Origin of the sequence: Arthrobacter globiformis (assembly GCF_003261175.1) — a bacterium.
GTDB lineage: Bacteria > Actinomycetota > Actinomycetes > Actinomycetales > Micrococcaceae > Arthrobacter > Arthrobacter globiformis_A.
In genome coordinates this window covers 1-3,871 of record NZ_QLNP01000086.1, presented here as the reverse complement: position 1 = coordinate 3,871, position 3,871 = coordinate 1, and the positions used below count along the sequence as shown (strand labels likewise).

The 3,871-nt window shown below is 62.6% G+C and carries 4 protein-coding genes; 1 reads left to right on the top strand and 3 read right to left on the bottom strand.

The window, feature by feature from the left end:
* Positions 1 to 167 precede the first annotated feature (167 nt).
* The gene (locus DBZ45_RS13585) at positions 168 to 611 is read left to right on the top strand and encodes a GlcG/HbpS family heme-binding protein (RefSeq protein ID WP_190243130.1); all 444 of its coding nucleotides are present in this window, start codon (positions 168 to 170) and stop codon (positions 609 to 611) included.
* A 415-nt stretch (positions 612 to 1,026) separates the two neighbouring features.
* Here DBZ45_RS13585 and DBZ45_RS13580 read toward each other — a convergent pair whose 3' ends face one another.
* From DBZ45_RS13580 to istA, 3 genes are all read right to left on the bottom strand, one after another.
* On the bottom strand, positions 1,027 to 1,557 hold the full coding sequence (locus tag DBZ45_RS13580; protein ID WP_111904420.1) for a DDE-type integrase/transposase/recombinase: 531 nt from the start codon (positions 1,555 to 1,557) through the stop codon (positions 1,027 to 1,029).
* A gap of 235 nt (positions 1,558 to 1,792) precedes the next feature.
* Entirely contained in the window at positions 1,793 to 2,581 is a 789-nt protein-coding gene (istB, locus tag DBZ45_RS13575) for an IS21-like element helper ATPase IstB (protein WP_111904277.1), read from the bottom strand.
* Positions 2,581 to 3,798 carry an IS21 family transposase gene (gene istA / locus DBZ45_RS13570; protein WP_111904276.1) on the bottom strand — a complete coding sequence of 406 codons (1,218 nt, stop codon included), beginning with the start codon at positions 3,796 to 3,798 and terminating at the stop codon, positions 2,581 to 2,583. The genes istB and istA overlap by 1 nt, the downstream gene beginning before the upstream one ends.
* Positions 3,799 to 3,871: the final 73 nt, after the last annotated feature.

Below are 3,871 nucleotides of genomic sequence, written 5' to 3'. Positions count from 1 at the left end.
TCTGGGCTACCCCGCCGCAATTCCGGAGTCCAACCCCGCCTACCCCGATGAGGCGGAATCGTACCTCGAGGACGGCATCCTTGACGTCGTCATCAACCGTGGCCCCATCTACCGGCCAACCCCACCGGGTCCTGGCACGACAAACCGGCTATAGAAAGGCCTATTACGTGGACAGCTATCCAGCACTCAAACGCCTATGCGAACTACTCGAATCGGTCGCGAACGTGCATGGCATTCCGATCTGCATCACGATCGTCGATGCTCACGGGCACGTAGTCCTCCTGCACCGCATGCCCGGTTCGCCCGTCCTGGCCTTGGAGATGGCAGAACGTAAGGCTTACACCTCTGTAGTGATGAGATGTGAGACAGCGGCTCTGGCTGCACAGATCCTGCCCGGAGAACCTCTCTACTCGCTCACTTCGTCGTCAAACCGCTTGATTGCGTTCGGCGGAGGGACCTTTGTCGACTTCGGGACTGAAACCTTTGGAGTGGGCATCTCAGGGGGAACTACTGCGCAAGATATGGAGATGCTGGCAGATGCACGCATCGCTTTCGGCGAGGGAAAATGGGCCGACCCTGTGAATTCCACGCGGTCAGAACCGCGCAGATAGCATAAAGCTGCTTTCAGCTTGGGCGAACGGTCCGTGAATTGCAACCAAAATCCGAGCCTCGATACTCACCCCTATATTCGTGCTTGCTGCTCGTGTCTGTACTGGCCGGATTGTTACGGCATTGGTGAGACGGCAGTCGGCACCTGCGTGTCGACGGTCGTGGAGAACTGCCGATAGATGGCCAGTGATTCCGCCTGCTGGTGCCCAATAGAACCGTCCGGTGTGGCCAGTTGGTTTGCCCATCAGGAAGTGATTGTGCTGGGTAAGACGGGTGCGCTTGTCAAACCACAAACGCCTCTGCTAAGAGATCGTAGACCAAGCCTTCCGACGGTTGGTCAATGCCGTCGGCGTCGGGGCTGGTGACGCCGACGGCGGGTGGTTGACCCTTGAGAGAGGTCGGGCCTCGGTTGTGGTTCTAGTGGTGCAGCCAGGCGGGGAACGCAGCAACACCTCGCTTTTCTGAAGGGTAGGGCCGGGCGTTTGCCCACTCGTCGAGCATGGTGCGGTTGAACCGTCGACTTAGGTTTGGGCGGTAGGGACGGGTGCGTTTGTGGCTGATCTTTCGGCCCAGGGCGTCGTTGAATGCGTAGGAGCTGTAACAGGAGCCGTTGTCCGTGAGAACCGGCTCACCGTGATCCCGGTGGCGCTGACAGCGGCGTTTGCCCTTTACGACCCTGCCGCGATCTCCTTCTTCGTCGGCGAGGATCTCGGGGCAGGCGAACCGGAAGTAGTCATCGATGGCGTTGTGGAGGTAGGCGTACCCGGGTCGCCGGTTTGCGTGGGTCTCGGTCTGGTTCCGGTTTCCCCACTGCCACCCGGTGACCCGGTGCCAGCCTCCGTCAGAGATTCTGCCGAGTTCCTTGATGTCCACGTGGACCAGGTCTCGGGGGTTTGGGTGCTCGTGGCGAATCACCCGCCGGGCCGGTGGCCGGTCCAGCCACGACATCTCGTCAGCCGGTACCGGGAGTAGCCCATCCTGGCACCCAGCGGCGATTATGCCGCAGCGCGATGGTCCACCGCTCAGTGCAACGGCCAGCCGTCATCGACCAATAGTGTCTGTGGCTAATACACCTAGGCCACCCGAATCGGCATGCACCTACTGGCATCTCTCGGCCCCGTGTCAGCGATGGTCGAAAAGTGAGCCGTTTCGCGGGTGGAAAAGTGAGCCACTTTGACGTTGGTTATTCTGCCGTATTTTCGGGTCTTGTCGAGGGCAGTGAGTCGACTTGGGTGTGTTTGAGTCGGTAGCTGGAGCCTTTGAGGGTGATGACTTCGGCGTGGTGGACGATGCGGTCGATCATGGCCGAGGCGACGACCTGGTCGCCGAACACGTCGCCCCAGCGGGCGAACGGGAGGTTCGAGGTCAGGATCAGCGAGGCGTGCTCGTAGCGCGATGAGACCAGTTGGAAGAACAGGTTCGCGGCATCTTGCTCGAAAGGGATGTAGCCGACTTCATCGACGATGATCAGCCGGTAGCGGCGCAGCCTTACGAGTTCCTGGGGCAGTCTGCCGTTCTGGTGGGCTGTCTGGAGGCGGGCTACCCAGTCGATGGCCGTCGCGAACAGGACCCGATGTCCGAGCTGGGTGGCCCGTAAGCCCAGGCCGGTTGCGAGGTGTGTTTTGCCGGTGCCGGGCGGTCCGAGCAGGACGATGTTGGATGCTTCCGTGAGGAACGCTCCGGTGGCAAGGTGGGCGATGGTGTCGCGTTTGAGGCCGGGCTGGTGATCGAAGTTGAAGTCCTCGAGTGATTTCCGGGCCGGGAACCCGGCGCCCCTGGCTCTGATCTCTGCTCCGGAGGCTTCCCTCGCGGCCACTTCCCGCGACAGCACAGCGGCGAGGTATTCCTCGTGGGTCCAGCCTCCTTCCCGGGCCTGATCAGCGAGCCGGGTTGCTGCTTCCCGGATCCGGGGTGCTTTCATTGCCCGGGAGTAGTACTCGATCTGGCCAGCGGTTTCCTTGATAGCGGGCATCAGGCGACCTGCCCGTCATCAAGGATGACCCCGAATGCGCGGTCGTAGTCGGCCAGATCCCGCAGCCCGGCTGTCTCACCCACCGGCTGAGGGGTTTGGAAGGCCTTCCGTAGTGCCTTTGCCGCCTCTACGTGGTCTGGGTCGGTGATCGTCAGGCCCTTGCCCCAGGACCGGGTGTGGGTTCCGACAGTTCTGCCGTCCAGGCTGATCGTGACGGTTTCGAGGTCGGCGGTGACCTCGACGAACCGGCCGATGGCCTGCGGGTGGACGGAGTAGTCGTTGGACCCCATCCGGACGTAGTAGTCCCGCGGGAGCCGGACCCTGGCGGTGAATCCGGTGACCGGTGGAACCGGTGGCAGCGCCAGCATCGCCTTCTTGTCCGCATTGATGAGCTCCGCCGGCCGGGCACCTGTCCGCCTGACGAGCCGCGCATTGGCCTTCGGCAGCCACATGGCCAGCTGGGCGTTGAAATCCTCCGGTGAGGTGAAGACCCGGCCCGGCAGGAACGAGGTCTCCAAGAACTGGTTGGCCCGCTCGACCACGCCTTTGCTTTCCGGGTCATAGGGTTTGACCTGAACGACCCGGGTGGCGAGGACCCCGGCGAACGCAGCCACCCCGGCGGCGTAACTGTTCCGGCGACCGATCCCGGTTTCGTTGTCCCAGATCAGCCGCCGCGGAACCGCACCCAGGGATCCGAGCAGCTCCCACATCCCGGCCAGCAGGTCCCCGGTCATCCGCGACGGGATCATCCTGGCCATGATGAACCGCGAATGCGAAGACACCATCACCAGCACGGGCAACACCCGCGTCTTGCCTGCTCCAACGGGAATCTGCACCTCCGGGAACCAAAGGTCGCACTGCGCCTGATCCCCGGGATCATAGGTGATCCGGTCAGCAGGATCAGCCGGCGCATACTCCGGCCGGATCCTGGCCACGTTCTCCCGGAACCAGGCCGCCGACCCCGACCAGCCCACCCGCTCCGCGAGCACCGTCGCGGGCATCCGCGGGTTCTCCTGCAACAAAGCACGAATCGCAGGCTCGACGGCCTTGATCCCGGAGTCCTGAGGTGCCCGCACATACGCAGGCGGACCATCAGAACTAACCGCTTTGGCAACAGTGTTCCGGGAGATCCCCAGCCGCGCCGCTATCGACCTCATCGACTCACCCTCGGCAAGATGCAATCGCCGAATAAGCGCCCAATCCTCCACAGTGATCACCCACCCAATCGTTTGAAACGGGTGGCTCAGTTTTCAACCGTCACAATGGTTCAGTTTTCGACCGTCACCGACA

Bases quoted from the DNA above. Each gene is read 5' to 3' on its own strand.
- DBZ45_RS13580 (WP_111904420.1), bottom strand. From the start codon at position 1,557: ATGTCGTGGCTGGACCGGCCACCGGCCCGGCGGGTGATTCGCCACGAG.
- istB (WP_111904277.1), bottom strand. From the start codon at position 2,581: ATGCCCGCTATCAAGGAAACCGCTGGCCAGATCGAGTACTACTCCCGG.